This is a genomic window from Streptomyces sp. NPDC006997 (genome assembly GCF_040635175.1).
GTDB lineage: Bacteria > Actinomycetota > Actinomycetes > Streptomycetales > Streptomycetaceae > Streptomyces.
Map to the genome: position 1 here is coordinate 1 of NZ_JBEYHH010000004.1, position 12,562 is coordinate 12,562.

The 12,562-nt window shown below is 71.0% G+C and carries 14 protein-coding genes and 1 pseudogene; 7 read left to right on the top strand and 8 right to left on the bottom strand.

All coding sequences use genetic code 11. The annotated features are described in order from the left end of the window. Window positions 1-556: 556 nt before the first annotated feature. Both ABZ659_RS04655 and ABZ659_RS04660 read right to left on the bottom strand, forming a co-directional pair. Window positions 557-1,168 carry a DNA-3-methyladenine glycosylase gene (locus ABZ659_RS04655; protein WP_360213422.1) on the bottom strand — a complete coding sequence of 204 codons (612 nt, stop codon included), beginning with the start codon at window positions 1,166-1,168 and terminating at the stop codon, window positions 557-559. Between the two features lie 29 nt (window positions 1,169-1,197). Beyond that, window positions 1,198-1,440, bottom strand: a pseudogene (locus tag ABZ659_RS04660) (DNA-3-methyladenine glycosylase); the annotation flags it as partial. 143 nt (window positions 1,441-1,583) lie between these two features. On the opposite strand from ABZ659_RS04660, the gene ABZ659_RS04665 reads away from it, so the two are divergent. The 3 genes from ABZ659_RS04665 to ABZ659_RS04675 all read left to right on the top strand — a co-directional run bounded on the left by ABZ659_RS04665 (window position 1,584) and on the right by ABZ659_RS04675 (window position 3,646). Further along, entirely contained in the window at window positions 1,584-2,366 is a 783-nt protein-coding gene (locus ABZ659_RS04665; RefSeq protein ID WP_360213424.1) for a sporulation protein, read from the top strand. Between the two features lie 40 nt (window positions 2,367-2,406). Continuing rightward, window positions 2,407-2,946 carry a YbhB/YbcL family Raf kinase inhibitor-like protein gene (locus tag ABZ659_RS04670; protein WP_360213426.1) on the top strand — a complete coding sequence of 180 codons (540 nt, stop codon included), beginning with the start codon at window positions 2,407-2,409 and terminating at the stop codon, window positions 2,944-2,946. Window positions 2,947-3,142: 196 nt separating this feature from the next. Further along, entirely contained in the window at window positions 3,143-3,646 is a 504-nt protein-coding gene (locus tag ABZ659_RS04675; protein ID WP_360213428.1) for an HNH endonuclease, read from the top strand. A 108-nt stretch (window positions 3,647-3,754) separates the two neighbouring features. Here the strand turns inward: ABZ659_RS04675 and ABZ659_RS04680 are convergent, their stop codons facing one another. From ABZ659_RS04680 to ABZ659_RS04690, 3 genes are all read right to left on the bottom strand, one after another. Next, window positions 3,755-4,699 (bottom strand): SPFH domain-containing protein, encoded by a 945-nt coding sequence (locus ABZ659_RS04680; protein ID WP_360213430.1) that lies wholly within the window; start codon window positions 4,697-4,699, stop codon window positions 3,755-3,757. Window positions 4,700-4,825: 126 nt separating this feature from the next. Then, window positions 4,826-5,257, bottom strand: coding sequence for an NfeD family protein (locus ABZ659_RS04685; protein WP_360213432.1), 432 nt, complete (start codon window positions 5,255-5,257; stop codon window positions 4,826-4,828). A gap of 90 nt (window positions 5,258-5,347) precedes the next feature. Continuing rightward, window positions 5,348-6,145, bottom strand: a complete 798-nt coding sequence (locus tag ABZ659_RS04690) for an ABC transporter ATP-binding protein (RefSeq protein ID WP_360213434.1) — start codon at window positions 6,143-6,145, stop codon at window positions 5,348-5,350. A 152-nt stretch (window positions 6,146-6,297) separates the two neighbouring features. Between ABZ659_RS04690 and ABZ659_RS04695 the strand changes: the two genes are divergently transcribed. Further along, window positions 6,298-7,101, top strand: coding sequence for a hypothetical protein (locus tag ABZ659_RS04695; RefSeq protein ID WP_360213436.1), 804 nt, complete (start codon window positions 6,298-6,300; stop codon window positions 7,099-7,101). A 133-nt stretch (window positions 7,102-7,234) separates the two neighbouring features. Here the strand turns inward: ABZ659_RS04695 and ABZ659_RS04700 are convergent, their stop codons facing one another. The 3 genes from ABZ659_RS04700 to ABZ659_RS04710 all read right to left on the bottom strand — a co-directional run bounded on the left by ABZ659_RS04700 (window position 7,235) and on the right by ABZ659_RS04710 (window position 9,393). After that, window positions 7,235-7,480, bottom strand: a complete 246-nt coding sequence (locus tag ABZ659_RS04700) for a chaplin (protein WP_360213438.1) — start codon at window positions 7,478-7,480, stop codon at window positions 7,235-7,237. A 133-nt stretch (window positions 7,481-7,613) separates the two neighbouring features. Then, entirely contained in the window at window positions 7,614-8,255 is a 642-nt protein-coding gene (locus ABZ659_RS04705) for a response regulator transcription factor (RefSeq protein ID WP_360213440.1), read from the bottom strand. Then, the gene (locus ABZ659_RS04710; RefSeq protein WP_360213442.1) at window positions 8,248-9,393 is read right to left on the bottom strand and encodes a GAF domain-containing sensor histidine kinase; all 1,146 of its coding nucleotides are present in this window, start codon (window positions 9,391-9,393) and stop codon (window positions 8,248-8,250) included. Before ABZ659_RS04710 ends, ABZ659_RS04705 begins: the two co-directional genes overlap by 8 nt. 228 nt (window positions 9,394-9,621) lie before the next feature. On the opposite strand from ABZ659_RS04710, the gene ABZ659_RS04715 reads away from it, so the two are divergent. The 3 genes from ABZ659_RS04715 (at window position 9,622) to ABZ659_RS04725 (ending at window position 12,489) form a co-directional block, all read left to right on the top strand. After that, the gene (locus ABZ659_RS04715) at window positions 9,622-10,323 is read left to right on the top strand and encodes an SDR family NAD(P)-dependent oxidoreductase (protein WP_360213444.1); all 702 of its coding nucleotides are present in this window, start codon (window positions 9,622-9,624) and stop codon (window positions 10,321-10,323) included. Further along, on the top strand, window positions 10,320-11,390 hold the full coding sequence (locus tag ABZ659_RS04720; protein ID WP_360213446.1) for an S-adenosylmethionine:tRNA ribosyltransferase-isomerase: 1,071 nt from the start codon (window positions 10,320-10,322) through the stop codon (window positions 11,388-11,390). Before ABZ659_RS04715 ends, ABZ659_RS04720 begins: the two co-directional genes overlap by 4 nt. Before the next feature lie 334 nt (window positions 11,391-11,724). Continuing rightward, window positions 11,725-12,489 (top strand): transglycosylase SLT domain-containing protein, encoded by a 765-nt coding sequence (locus ABZ659_RS04725; RefSeq protein WP_360213448.1) that lies wholly within the window; start codon window positions 11,725-11,727, stop codon window positions 12,487-12,489. The last annotated feature ends 73 nt before the right edge of the window (window positions 12,490-12,562 follow it).

The following is a 12,562-nucleotide window of genomic DNA, read 5'->3' on the forward strand; positions in this document are numbered from 1 at the left end:
CAACACCACGAGAGCGGTGCGAGAGGAGGAATGATCCCCTCGCACACAGCGTCCTCGCTGTGTTTGTTCTTCAAAGGAACCTCGCCCCAGCAGATACTGGAGACGGGGTATCAACATATCTGGCGTTGACTTTTGGCACGCTGTTGAGTTCTCAAGGAACGGTCGCTTCCTTTGTACTCACCCTCTCGGGCTTTCCTCCGGGCGCTTCCCTTCGGTCTTGCGTTTCCGACTCTATCAGACCTTTTTCTTGACCTGACCCCCAGTCAGCGGGGTTTGTCTCATGCTTTGGGGCTTTCGCCCTGCGGCCTTCCGACATTCACCACGTTAGCCGATTCCCCCGGCAACTCATAATCGAGATCCGCAGTTGTCGAATTCGGGCGTGCGGGCACGACGAATTCGACCCCGCAGGGGGGGTGTCGTAGGTAGTGGGTTGGCCGCTCCGGCTGCTGTCTTACCGGCAGTACCCGTTCCAGCGGCTCGGGCTACGTTACGGACCTTCCAGGGGCGAGTCAAGTCGCCGACTCACCGGCTGACCGTGAGCAAGGTGCACAGCGGCTCAGGCTCCGGCGGACGGCTTGGCTCTCGGGCTCAGTCGGTACGCCGAGACCGTCGGATCACCGGCGAGGTAGAACCGGTGTTGCCAGTCATGGGCCCTGCTCACGCCTACCCGAGGACCAACCTGGATGAGGGCGGCAGGTACCGACTCGCCCTCGGACAACATGACCGAGGTACCTGTCAGCAGGTCTGCGCCGTCGTGCTCCGCCGTGATGCCGAGTGCCTGGCAGAAGTTCCCCGGACCTCGGGCAAGGCGGGGGCTCTCGACCTTCTCCCCTCTCCGCTTGCGTGCAAGGTCCTCCCCCTCGATGACCCTGCCTGCCCGGATGAGGACGGCCGAGGCGATGCCGTCCGTCCCGGTGACGATGTTGGCGCACCAGTGGAGACCGTGGGACCGGTAGACGTACAGGTGTCCTGCGGGTCCGAACATGGCGGCGTTACGGGGCGTCCGACCTCGGTAGGCATGGGAGGCTGGGTCAGCCGTACCCGAGTACGCCTCGGTCTCCGTGATGGCGATGCTCACGGTCCCCTCTGGGGTCTTGCAGGTGAGGACGCTCCCGAGCAGCCTGGGGGCGACCTCCTCAGCAGGATGGGCGAGGAGGTCGACGTTCATGCTGACCGCCTTGACCTGCCGTAGGCGGAGTAGACGTACACGTGCCCGGGCGGACCGAACATCACGTCGTTGCGGGGCGTACGCCCCCGATAGGCGTGGGAGCCGGGGTCGTTCTGGCCGTCGTAGGCCTCCACCTCCGTCAGGCGCAGGGCGATCGGACCGTCCGGGGTGGTGCGGACCAGGGTGCGGCCGAGGAGGTCGGGGGCGACCTCCAGGACAGGCCGGTCGAAGAAGGTCCCGGGGAGGGGCGTACGGTCGGGGGTCGCGATCATGCCGTCCGAGGGTAGTGGAGCCGGGCGGTGTCACGGGGTGGTCAGCGGGCCTCCGCCTTGCCAGGGTGAGGCGCGGAACCGGTCACGGCCGGATCGCGTTTGTAGGGATCAAGGGACTCTTGGGACTCTGGAGAGGGAGAGACATGGCGTTCAAGAAGCTGCTCGCGAGTCTGGGGGCCGGTGGCGCCTCGGTCGAGACGGTGCTCACCGAGGTCAACGTGGTGCCGGGTGGTGTCGTCCAGGGTGAGGTGCGGATCCAGGGCGGGTCCGTGAACCAGCAGATCGAGGGGCTGTCCGTCGGGCTCCAGGCCCGGGTCGAGGTCGAGGGCCAGGACACGGAGTACAAGCAGGACATCGAGTTCACGAAGGTGCGGCTGGGTGGGGCCTTCGAGCTGGCGGCCGGTGCCGTGCATGCGGTGCCGTTCGGTCTGGAGATCCCGTGGGAGACCCCGGTCACGATGATCGACGGTCAGGCGCTGCGCGGGATGGACATCGGTGTGACGACGGAGCTGGCGATCGCGCGGGCCGTGGACTCCAGTGACCTGGACCCGGTCAACGTGCACCCGCTGCCCGCGCAGAAGGCGATCCTGGACGCGTTCATCCAGCTCGGCTTCCGCTTCAAGAACGCGGACATGGAACGCGGTCACATCCGTGGTACGCGGCAGAAGCTGCCGTTCTACCAGGAGATCGAGTTCTACCCGCCGCAGCAGTACCGGGGTCTGAACCAGGTCGAGTTGAGCTTCGTGGCCGACGAGCACGCCATGGACGTCGTCCTGGAGATGGACAAGAAGCCGGGGCTGTTCAGTGAGGGCAGCGACACCTTCCGGTCGTTCCAGGTGGGGCTGCACGACTACCAGTCGACCGACTGGGCGGCGTACCTGAACCAGTGGCTGTCCGAGGTCGGCAGCAAGCGGAACTGGTTCTAGGCTCGCCAGTCACGGAACCAACCGATCTGGAGGTATCCCGGTGACCGAGCTGAAGAGGCGACCGCTCCCCCACGACTTCCATCCGCCCGTGCCGTCGTTCACGGTCGTGAGTGAGGACGTCGAGGAGGGGGCGACCCTCAAGGACGCTCAGGTCTACGCGGCCGGTAACACCTCGCCGCAGCTGCGGTGGGAGGGGTTCCCGCCGGAGACCAGGAGCTTCGCCGTGACCTGCTACGACCCGGACGCCCCGACGGGGAGCGGGTTCTGGCACTGGGTGGTGTTCGACATCCCGGCCTCGGTGACGGAGTTGCCCGTGGGGGCGGGCAGCGGGAAGTTCGAGGGGCTGCCGGAAGGCGCCGTACAGGCCCGTAACGACTACGGGTCCAGGGACTTCGGGGGTGCCGCGCCGCCCCCGGGCGACGGGCCGCACCGGTACGTCTTCACCGTGTACGCGGTGGACCGGGAGAAGCTCGGTCCGGACGCGGACGCCAGTCCCGCCTTCGTCGGTTTCAACCTGCGGTTCCACACGCTGGCGCGTGCCCAGCTGATCGGTGAGTACGAGGTGCCCGCCGAGGGCTGAGCGGTTCCGAGGATTCACCGAGCGTTTGCCCGCCTCTGGTCTTGAAAGTGATCAGAGGCGGGCATTTTGTTGCCGGGGGGCGCGGGGTCGCCCCCCGCGGAGCAGCGGATATTGCGTTGTCCATCTCGGCGTGCCCGGCCAGAGTTGATCCCAGCCCGCCAGGGGGTGGGCCGGTGCGCACGGGAGGTGGGCTGGTATGCGGGACACGCTGGTACTGAACGCGAGCTTCGAGCCGTTGTCGACGGTGACGCTGAACCGAGCCGTCGTTCTGGTGCTCCAGGACAAGGCCGTCGTCGAGCAGGCCCACCCCGAACTGCGGATGCGTGGCGCGGCGGTCGACATACCGGCGCCCCGGGTGATCCGGCTGTGCAGGTACGTACGGGTGCCGTTCCGAAGACAGGCGCCGTGGTCGCGGCGGGGTGTGCTGGTGCGGGACCGGCACCGGTGCGCGTACTGCGGGCGGCGGGCGACGACCGTGGACCACGTGGTGCCGAAGTCGCACGGTGGACGGGACACCTGGCTGAACACAGTGGCCTCGTGCGCGGAGGACAACCACCGCAAGGCGGACCGGACGCCTGAGCAGGCGGGTATGCCGTTGTTGCGGGAGCCGTTCGAGCCCACTCCCGCCGATGCGATGTTGCTGGCGCTGGCCTTGGAGGATGTTGAGGCGTTGCCGGAGTGGATGGGGCGGGCCGCGTAGCCCCCTCCCCGGCCGGGGGCGCGGGTTCGTCTTCGTGCGCGGGCGCGTTGTGGCTTGTCACGCAGTTCCCCGCGCCCCCTCTGAGGCGCGGGGGCTGGCGTCTCGTTCTCAGTCGATGGACGGGTTCTCGCGGCGTTCCGTGGGCTGGCCGGGGACCTTGGGGGTCGAACCGCCGTTGTTCGGGGCGAAGTTGCCCATGGCGCCGGAGAGGCCCTTGAGGGCGTCGCCGATTTCGCTGGGGACGATCCAGAGCTTGTTGGCGTCGCCCTCGGCGATCTTCGGGAGCATCTGGAGGTACTGGTAGCTGAGGAGCTTCTGGTCCGGGTCCCCGGCGTGGATGGCCTCGAAGACCGTGCGGACGGCCTGGGCCTCGCCCTCGGCGCGCAGTGCGGCGGCCTTGGCCTCACCCTCGGCGCGCAGGATCTGGGACTGCTTCTCACCCTCGGCGCGCAGGATCTCCGACTGGCGGACACCTTCGGCCTGGAGGATCGCGGCGCGCTTGTCACGGTCGGCGCGCATCTGCTTCTCCATCGAGTCCTGGATGGAGGTGGGCGGCTCGATGGCCTTCAGCTCGACGCGGTTGACGCGGATGCCCCACTTGCCGGTCGCCTCGTCGAGGACGCCGCGCAGGGCCGCGTTGATCTCCTCGCGGGAGGTGAGGGTGCGCTCCAGGTCCATGCCGCCGATGATGTTGCGGAGGGTGGTGACCGTCAGCTGCTCGATCGCCTGGATGTAGCTGGCGACCTCGTAGGTCGCGGCGCGGGCGTCGGTGACCTGGTAGTAGATGACCGTGTCGATGTTGACGACCAGGTTGTCCTGGGTGATCACCGGCTGCGGCGGGAAGGGCACGACCTGTTCACGCAGGTCGATGCGGTTGCGGATGGTGTCGATGAACGGGACGACGATGTTGAGGCCCGCGTTCAGTGTCCGCGTGTAGCGGCCGAAGCGCTCGACGATGGCGGCGCTAGCCTGTGGGATGACTTGGATCGTCTTGATCAGGGCGATGAAGACCAACACCACCAGGATGATCAGGACGATGATGACCGGTTCCATCGTCTGTTCCCCGTACCCTTCTCCGCCTCGGCGCTCTCGGCAGACCTATGGTTGCAGATCTTATGGTTGTCGAAGATCTTGCTGGTCGAGTCTGACAGACCGTCGCGTGCCGTGTGGGATCTTCGGTCACATGACGATGGCGGTGGCGCCTTCGATGTCGACGACGTCGACTTCCTCGCCCACTTCGAAGGTACGGCCGGTGTCGAGGGCGCGCGCGGACCAGACCTCACCGGCGAGCTTGATACGGCCGCCGGAGCCGTCGACGCGTTCCAGGACGACCGCTTGTCTGCCCTTGAGGGCGTCGACTCCCGTGGCGTACCGGGGGCGTTGGGCGCGGTGCCGGTTGGCGATGGGGCGTACGACGGCGAGCAGGGCCGTCGACACGGCGACGAAGACCAGGACCTGGAAGACGGCGTCACCGCCGAAGATGCCAGCGGTCACGGAGGCGGCGACGGCGCCGACCGCCAACATGCCCAGTTCGGGCATCGCGGTGACCACCAGCGCGATGCCGAGGCCCGTAGCGCCGACCAACCACCATACCCACGCGTCGATTTCCACATGGTCATGGTAGGACCGCGGGTGCCTGTGCGGACAGGGCGCACGGAGGTCGTACGGGTTCGCCGCGCGGGGGTTCGGCAGAGTCGCCGGTCAGGAGAGGGGGAGGCCCTGCGCGGTCCAGCGGTCGCCGACCTGCTCGACGACGAGCGGGAGGCCGAAGCAGAGGGAGAGGTTGCGGGAGGTCAGTTCCAGCTCCAGCGGGCCCGCGGCGAGGACCCTGCCCTGGCGGATCATCAGGACGTGGGTGAAGCCGGGGGCGATCTCCTCGACGTGGTGGGTGACCATCAGCATCGAGGGGGCGATCGGGTCGCGGGCGAGGCGGCCGAGACGGCGTACGAGGTCCTCGCGGCCGCCGAGGTCGAGTCCGGCGGCGGGCTCGTCGAGGAGGAGGAGTTCCGGGTCGGTCATCAGGGCGCGGGCGATGAGGGTGCGCTTGCGCTCGCCCTCTGAGAGGGTGCCGAACCTGCGGTCGAGGTAGTCGGACATGCCGAGGCGGTCGAGGAAGGCGCGGGCGCGCTGCTCGTCGATGTCCTCGTACTCCTCCTGCCAGGCGGCGGTCATGCCGTACGCCGCGGTCAGCACGGTCTGGAGGACGGTCTGGCGCTTGGGGAGCTTGTCGGCCATGGCGATGCCGGCGACGCCGATGCGGGGGCGCAGTTCGAAGACGTCGGTGCCGGGGGTGCCGAGGGTCTCGCCGAGGATGGTGGCGGTGCCCTTGCTGGGGTAGAGGTAGCTGGACGCGACGTTGAGGAGGGTGGTCTTGCCGGCGCCGTTGGGGCCGAGGATGACCCAGCGCTCGCCCTCCTTGACCGACCAGGAGACCTGGTCCACCAGAGCCCGGCCCTCGCGGACCACGGATACGTCCTGAAGCTCCAGAACATCGCTCATGAGCGCGTTGTCTCCCCTTGCAGTGTGGCCGGTCTCGGCTGTCGCGTACGCCTGTGGCTCGGTCCGCCGCGCCGGTGGGCGCAGTCCTCAAGGAAATCTACGCCACCGGTCCGTCGGTCCATTCCATCGGTCCGGTACTTAGGCTGGGGTCCATGCTCTCTGAACCTCGTTCTGGACGCCTCGCCTCCTGGGGAAACGCCCTGCTTGCCGGACTTGTGTCGCCGGATGACGCCGTGCTCGCCATCGTGGGTGAGGACGCCGTGCACCGGATGGTGGGGCTGCCCGGCGAGTCGGGGCCGGTGGGGCTCACGCTGGCGTTGGGGCGGCTGCGGGCGCTGGGGGTGCGCGGGCTGCGGGTCGCGCTGCCCGCGCCGGGGCATCCGCTGGGGCTGAGTGGTCCGCCGGAGTTCAACGCGCGGGCGCTGGACGCGGAGGAAGCGGTGATCTGTCACGGCGCCGGGTTCGGGCTGGTGCCGGAGGTGACGGAGGCGGGGCCCGCCGGGGACGTTCATGTGGAGGTGGTCTGGCACTGTCTCGCGGTGCGGGAGGCGCCGCCCGCGGACGTGCCGTCGCTGGGTGAGGCGGAGCGGGAGCTGGCGGAGGCGCTGCGGGAGGCGACGGAGGTGTTGTCGCGGTTGGACGTGGCGGCGTCGGGGCCGGTGGCCGGGGCGGCGATCGACGCGTACCGGGCGCGGGCCGAGCGGGAGGCGGAGGTGTTGGCGCCGGGGTATCCGGGGCGGGCGGCGCGGGTGCTGGAGCTGGCGCGGCGGGTGGGGGTGCTGGTCGCTGTCGCGTCGGAGAACGGGCACGGGGGTGCGGTGACCGGGGGTGCGGTGAGCGCGTCGGAGATGGGGGCGCGGGCGGAGGCGTTGCGGCCGGTGGAGCGGACGGCTCGGCGGGCTCGGGTCGCGGCGTACAACTCCGTTGTGGAGGAGTGGGAGCGGGGGGTGCGGTGAGGTCGGTGCGGTGTGCTGGGCGTTGGTGCTGGGCGGGGGCGTCGCGCGGCCCGGCGCTGCGGGGCGCCGCTGCGTCCACCCGTGCCGCCCCAGCGGCACGGGTGGACGCAGCTGGGGCGGCGACGGCGGGGCGCTAGCGGTTGAGGCCGAAGTTGCCGAAGGCCGGGTTCAGGACGCCGATGACGTTGACGCTGTTGCCGACCGCGTTGACCGGGACGTGCACCGGGGCCTGGACGAGGTTGCCCGAGACGACGCCCGGGGAGCCCGCGGCCGTGCCGTGGGCCGTCGAGCTGTCGCTGGCGGCGGCCATCCCGGCGCCCGCGGCCATCAGACCACCGGCCACCATCGTCACGGCCGCCGCCTTCTTCAGGTTCTTCACTCTTCTTGAGCCCTCCTGTGCGATCGCCGCGGCGGGAGCGCCGCAGCACACCCTGGAGAACGCCGGAGCGTGACGGAGGATGCGCCATCCGGGGGACATTCCCACGACGGTATGAATCTCAGCCCGGTGTTCGTCAGCCTGTCACACCGTGGCGGACGGCCCACAGCGCGGCCTGGGTGCGGTCGGCGAGGTCCAGTTTCATCAGGATGTTCGAGACGTGGGTCTTGACCGTCTTCTCGGAGAGGATCAGGGCGCGGGCGATCTCGCGGTTGGAGCGGCCGTCGGCTATCAGGCCGAGCACCTCGCGCTCGCGGTCGGTGAGGGTGCCGCCCCTGCCCTGGCCGGTGCCGGCCTCCTCCTGGGACAGCAGGGCGGTGGCGACCTCCGGCTGGAGCAGGATGTGACCGGCGTGCACGGAACGGATGGCACCGGCGAGCGCGTCGGGGTCCACGTCCTTGTAGACGTACCCCGCGGCGCCCGCGCGCAGGGCGGGGACGACCGTGCGCTGCTCGGTGAAGCTGGTGACGATGAGCACGCGCGCGGTGTGGTTCAGCTCGCGGAGCTTGCGCAGTGCCTCGACACCGTCCATGCCCGGCATCTTGATGTCCATGAGGACGACGTCGGGGTGGAGCCGCTCGGTGAGGTCGACCCCCTCGGCGCCGTCGGCGGCCTCGCCGACGACCTCGATGTCGTCCTGCACTTCAAGGAAGGTGCGCAGGCCCCGGCGGACCACCTGATGGTCGTCGACGAGCAGGACCTTGATCGGGTCAGCCACCGGGGACCTCCATCTCGATCGTGGTGCCCTTGCCGGGCGCCGATTCCACGGTCAGCCTGCCGCCGGCACCGCTGGCGCGGTCCCGCATGGAGACCAGGCCGAGGTGGCGGCCCGCGTGCCGGACGGCCTGCGGGTCGAAGCCGCCGCCGTCGTCGGTGACGCGCAGGACGGCGCCGCCGCCGCGGCGGGCCAGGGTCACGTCGACGTGGGTGGCGCCGGAGTGCCGTAGGGCGTTGTGCAGGGCTTCCTGGGCGACGCGCAGGAGGGCCTCCTCCTGCGCGGCGGGCAGGGCGCGCACCCCGCGGGCGGTGAAGGTCACGCGCGCGGTGTGGGCGCGGTCCAGGACCTGGGCCTGGGTGCGCAGGGTGGCGATCAGGCCGTCCTCGTCGAGGGCGGCGGGGCGTAGTTCGACGACGGCGGCGCGCAGTTCGTCGCTGGCTTCGGCGGCGAGGGTGGCGACCTGGTGCAGTTCGCCCTTGGCGCGGGCGGGGTCGCGGTCGACGAGGCGGGCGGCGGCCTGGGCGGTGAGGCGCAGGGAGAACAGTTTCTGGCTGACGGCGTCGTGGAGTTCGTGGGCGAGGCGGGAGCGTTCCTCGGCGATGGTGAGTTCGCGGCTGCGCTCGTAGAGGCGGGCGTTGGTCAGGGCGATGGCGGCGTGCTGGGCGAGGATGCCGAGGAGTGCCTCGTCGTCCTGGGTGAAGCCGCAGCCGCCGTCCGCCGGCACGCGGTTCTTGTTGGCCAGGTAGAGCGCGCCGATGATCTCGTCGCCGTCGCGGATGGGCAGGCCGAGGAAGTCGACCAGCTCGGGGTGGGCGGCGGGCCAGCCCTCGAAGCGGGGGTCCTTGCGGACGTCGGGGAGGCGTTCGGCCCTGGCCTTGTGGAGCATCGCGGCGAGGACGCCGTGCTGGCGCGGGAGCGGGCCGATGGCCTTCCACTGCTCGTCGCTGACGCCGTCGACGACGAACTGGGCGAAGCCGCCGTGGTCGTCGGGGACGCCGAGGGCCGCGTATTGGGCGTCGAGCAGCTCACGGGCGGAGGCGACGATCGTCTTGAGGACGTCGTGCACCTCCAGGTGCCTGCTCATGGCCAGCAGCGCCGAGCTGATCGCCGCGAGGCCGGACCGGGGGCCGTGACTCATGTCCTCACGGTACCGGCGGGGTGTGACAGCGGGGATCGGCCCCTGGACGGCCGGTGCCTAGGGCGCTGGGCCTAGGGCGTGTGGCGAAACTCCCGGACCTGGGGCGTAGGCGGAAGGGTGCGGGTGGTTCGGGGCTCGGGACGGAGGTGGGGCGGGTGGGGGCGTTCCTAGGTTGAGGGGCGTCGGCACGTCGACGGGACGGTGCCGGGAGTGAAGGGGAACGACGTCATGCCGGTAGCGGTGATCACGGGGGCTTCGAAGGGGCTCGGGCGGGCGCTCGCCGGGGCGCTGGCGGCGCGGGGCTGGGATCTGGTGCTGGACGCCAGGGGCGCCGGGGCGCTGGAGGGGACGGCGGCGGCGTTGGAGGAGGCGTACGGGGTGCGGGTGGTGGCCGTCGCCGGGGATGTCACGGACGCGGGGCACCGGTCGTGGCTGGTGGCGGCGGCCGGGGAGCTGGGCGGTGTCGATCTGCTGGTGCACAACGCGAGCGCGCTGGGCGCCGAGCCGCTGGTGCCGCTGGCGGGGCTGCCGGTGGAAGGGCTGCGGCGGGCGCTGGAGGTGAACGTGGTGGCGGCGCTGGGGCTGGTCCAGGAGGCGTTGCCGTGGCTGCGCCGGTCGGCGGTGGGGGCGGTGGTCGCGGTCAGCTCGGACGCGGCGGTCGAGGCGTACGGGACGTGGGGCGGCTACGGGGCGTCCAAGGCGGCCCTGGACCAGTTGGCGGCAGTGCTCGGGGTGGAGGAGCCCGGGGTGCGGGTGTGGACGGTGGATCCCGGGGACATGGCCACCGACCTGTACGCGGCGGCCGTACCGGACGACGACGCTCCGCGGCCCGACCCGGCGGGTGTGGTGCCCGCGTTCCTGCGGCTGCTGGACGATCGTCCGGCGAGCGGCCGTCACACGGCGTCGGCGCTGCTGGAGGGGGTCCGGTGACGCTGGCGCTGAGGGTGCCGGAGGAGTTGTCCGCGCGGGTGCCCGCCGAGCAGCGCGGACCGGGGCTGGAGCGGGACGCCGTACGGCTGCTGGTGTCCCGGGGTACGGAGGTGTCGCACCACGCGTTCCGGGAGCTGCCCGGGCTGTTGCGGGCGGGGGACCTGCTGGTGGTGAACACGTCGGTCACGCTGGCCGCCGCGGTGGACGGGTGGGTCGGGCACGCGCGCGTGGTGGTGCACTTCTCCACCCTGGGGGACGACGGGCGGTGGGCGGTGGAGTTGCGGGAGCCGGACGGCCGGGGGACGACACGCGCGCGTGCGGGCGGGCCCGCGGGGATGGAGGTGCGGCTGCCGGAGGGGGCGCGGCTGGTGTGGGAGGAGCCGTTGAGCACGCGGGGTGGGCGGCTGTGGTGGGCGCGGGTGTCGGGGCCGGGCGTGCCGGGGCTGCTGCGCGGGCACGGGCGGCCGATCCGGTACTCCTACACCGCGCGGGACCAGCCGCTGTCGGCGTACCAGACGGTGTTCGCGCTGCCGTCCGCCGAGGGGGCGGGCAGCGCGGAGATGCCGAGCGCGGCGCGGCCCTTCACGGCGCGGCTGGTGACGGAGCTGGTGAGCCGGGGGGTGCGGTTCGCGCCGGTGACGCTGCACACCGGGGTGGCGTCGGCGGAGGCGCACGAGCCGCCGTACCCGGAGCGTTTCGTGGTGCCGGAGGCGTCGGCGCGGCTGGTCAACGCCGTGCGGGCGGGTGGCGGACGGGTGGTCGCGGTGGGGACGACGGCGGTGCGGGCGGTGGAGTCGGCGGCGGGCGCGGACGGGGTGGTCCGGGCGGCGGCGGGGTGGACGGACCTCGTCGTCACGCCGGAGCGCGGGGTGCGGGTGGTGGACGGGCTGCTGACGGGGCTGCACGAGCCGGAGGCGTCGCACCTGCTGATGCTGGAGGCGGTGGCGGGCCGGGCGGCGGTCGACCGCGGGTACGAGGAGGCGCTGCGCGGGCGCTACCTCTGGCACGAGTTCGGGGACGTGCATCTCGTCCTGCCAGCGAATGACCCTCACTCAGAGCGTTGCTGACGCAACTCATGGTGAGAGCGCCGGGCGGCTGGTGTGAGCCCGCGCATAGGGCGCAGATCACGTACGAAGGCGTATAGGAGGCCGACGCCCCGCCTCAAGCGGGACATTGGGTAATTATGTCCTGTTTCGCCGATTGTTGATCCACTACCGGGCTTCGTACGTCACACCTTTGCCACGGATTTTTGCGACCGCTAACAATGGCTGCCGTCGCTCAGCGCCGCGGGTTGCCGCCCGCGGCGTTCGTGCGGGCAGGGCCAGCCAGGGCCCGTGTCCCCGCTGGTCAGCGAGCGACCTCCGCGCTATTCGAAGAGGTCCGTCCTTGAAGCTCCAGAGCATGTCCGTCCGCGGTCGCCGTCGCGCCCTGAACAAGCGCAACAAGATCGCGATCGGCGGTGTCGCCGTCCTCGGCGCCACCGCGGTCGCCCTCTCCGCGGTCCCCAGCAACGCGGGCACGGTCACCACCGCGGAGGCCGCCCCCGCCGCGGCCCCGGTGGCGCTCGGCGCCGAGCGCGTCGAGAACGTCCGGGCGAGCGTCACCGACCAGCTCGCGACCGCCAGCCTGAAGGTGGGCGCGGTCGAGGCCAGGCAGAAGGCCGCCGCCGAGGCCGCCGCCAGGAAGGCCGCCGCGAAGAAGGCCGCCGCCGAAGCGGTGGCGAAGCGGAAGGCCGCTGCCAAGGCCGCCGCGCAGCGGAAGGCCGAGCTGGCCCGGCAGGCCAAGGAGGCCGCCAGCCGGTCCGCGCAGCGCGCCCAGGTCAAGAAGGCCGCCGTGAAGACGTACCCGAACACCCTCGACGGCTGGATCCGGCAGTCCCTGGACATCATGGAGTCCAAGGGCATACCCGGCAGCTACCACGGGCTGCACCGCAACATCATGCGGGAGTCGTCCGGCAACCCGAAGGCCATCAACGACTGGGACATCAACGCCGTCAACGGCGTCCCGTCCAAGGGCCTGCTCCAGGTGATCCCGCCGACCTTCCAGGCGTACCACGTGCCCGGTACGTCGTGGAACATCTACGACCCGGTCGCCAACATCACGGCCGCCGCCAACTACGCGGCCGACCGGTACGGCTCCATCGACAACGTGTTCAGCGCGTACTGAGGTCGCGCGGACCTCAGCCTCGCGTAGGCCGAAGGGCGGCACCCTCCTGACGGGGTGCCGCCCTTCGGCGTCG

What these genes read in the sequence shown, in the direction of transcription:
- ABZ659_RS04655 (WP_360213422.1), bottom strand. Translation starts at nt 1,168, where the DNA reads ATGAACGTCGACCTCCTCGCCCATCCTGCTGAGGAGGTCGCCCCCAGG.
- ABZ659_RS04665 (WP_360213424.1), top strand. Translation starts at nt 1,584, where the DNA reads ATGGCGTTCAAGAAGCTGCTCGCGAGTCTGGGGGCCGGTGGCGCCTCG.
- ABZ659_RS04675 (WP_360213428.1), top strand. Translation starts at nt 3,143, where the DNA reads ATGCGGGACACGCTGGTACTGAACGCGAGCTTCGAGCCGTTGTCGACG.
- ABZ659_RS04680 (WP_360213430.1), bottom strand. Translation starts at nt 4,699, where the DNA reads ATGGAACCGGTCATCATCGTCCTGATCATCCTGGTGGTGTTGGTCTTC.
- ABZ659_RS04690 (WP_360213434.1), bottom strand. Translation starts at nt 6,145, where the DNA reads ATGAGCGATGTTCTGGAGCTTCAGGACGTATCCGTGGTCCGCGAGGGC.
- ABZ659_RS04695 (WP_360213436.1), top strand. Translation starts at nt 6,298, where the DNA reads ATGCTCTCTGAACCTCGTTCTGGACGCCTCGCCTCCTGGGGAAACGCC.
- ABZ659_RS04710 (WP_360213442.1), bottom strand. Translation starts at nt 9,393, where the DNA reads ATGAGTCACGGCCCCCGGTCCGGCCTCGCGGCGATCAGCTCGGCGCTG.
- ABZ659_RS04715 (WP_360213444.1), top strand. Translation starts at nt 9,622, where the DNA reads ATGCCGGTAGCGGTGATCACGGGGGCTTCGAAGGGGCTCGGGCGGGCG.
- ABZ659_RS04725 (WP_360213448.1), top strand. Translation starts at nt 11,725, where the DNA reads ATGTCCGTCCGCGGTCGCCGTCGCGCCCTGAACAAGCGCAACAAGATC.